Origin of the sequence: Undibacterium sp. Ji50W (assembly GCF_049340445.1) — a bacterium.
GTDB lineage: Bacteria > Pseudomonadota > Gammaproteobacteria > Burkholderiales > Burkholderiaceae_D > Undibacterium.
Genome location: NZ_JBMPOX010000060.1, coordinates 1 through 1,003, shown reverse-complemented (window position 1 = coordinate 1,003; position 1,003 = coordinate 1). Strand labels below are relative to the sequence as shown.

3 protein-coding genes are annotated in these 1,003 nt (G+C 51.8%); 2 read left to right on the top strand and 1 reads right to left on the bottom strand.

What is annotated here, in order from left to right:
- On the top strand, nucleotides 1-383 hold a 383-nt coding region (locus ACO0K9_RS27970), incomplete at its 5' end, for a M20/M25/M40 family metallo-hydrolase (RefSeq protein ID WP_422990671.1).
- Nucleotides 384-394: 11 nt separating this feature from the next.
- The gene (locus ACO0K9_RS27965; RefSeq protein WP_422990669.1) at nucleotides 395-691 is read left to right on the top strand and encodes a hypothetical protein; all 297 of its coding nucleotides are present in this window, start codon (nucleotides 395-397) and stop codon (nucleotides 689-691) included.
- A gap of 52 nt (nucleotides 692-743) precedes the next feature.
- Here ACO0K9_RS27965 and ACO0K9_RS27960 read toward each other — a convergent pair.
- Nucleotides 744-1,003: hypothetical protein (locus ACO0K9_RS27960; RefSeq protein WP_422990667.1), on the bottom strand; the 260-nt coding region annotated here is incomplete at its 5' end.

The following is a 1,003-nucleotide window of genomic DNA, read 5'->3' as shown; positions in this document are numbered from 1 at the left end:
AAGAAAACCCGACAGAAGTCGAAGCCACCCTGCGCAAAATCATCAATGACACTGCCGCCAGCCTGCCCGGCATCAGCGTCGATATCAAACGCCTGCTGCTGGCCAATTCCATGCGCCCCCTGCCTGGCAATACGCCTTTGGTGGAAGCCATACAAAAGCATGGTGAAACCGTATTTGGTGAAGCGATACCGACATTGGGTACGCCCTTATACACCGATGTGCGGCTGTTTTCAGAAGTGGGTATACCCGGTGTGATCTATGGCGCGGGGCCACGCACGGTGCTGGAATCGCATGCCAAGCGGGCTGATGAAAGATTGAACCTGGAGGATTTGAGGAAGGCGACCAAGGTGGTGGCGCGCAGTCTGGTGGATTTGTTGGGGTAAGGTGGCAGGTGTTGGATGACGAAGGCTTATCGATCAACGGTGGTCATGTCATCGTCGTTCCAGTGGCGTTGTTTTTGTGCCGTACTTTGATTGAAACGATTGCCCTTCGTGGACACAAGCCGGGTCTCGGCCCGGCGGCCGAATTCCTTTCTTTGCTTCGCCAAAGAACGGAATCAAAGAAAGGCGACCGCAGACTCGCCCTTCGGGTGCTTACGCTACGCTTCAGCATAATTTGTGCGTCACAAAAAATGGGAAGATCCGAAACTCGCTGCGCTCAAACACGAAGCTTTCTGATCCATTTTCTGTGAAGCACAAATTACATCGTCCCAAGCGGATTAAGGTCAACAACAACCCCCAACGTCAAAAGCAACCCCAAACCAATCGTTGATCAACGGTATGCGGGCACATATGAATTACGGTTGTGTTGACGTTGGTTTTGACTTTGTTGTTGCCGTTGTTTTTGACGTTCAACCGCTTGGGACGAAGCCATTTTTGTAGTGCAGAAAATGGAAAAAGAAGGTCCGGTGTCTGAGCGTAGCGAGTTTCGGACCTTCCCATTTTTTGCGCTACATAAATGGGCACTCCCGAAGGGAGCGAGTCTGCGGTCGCCTTTCTTTGAA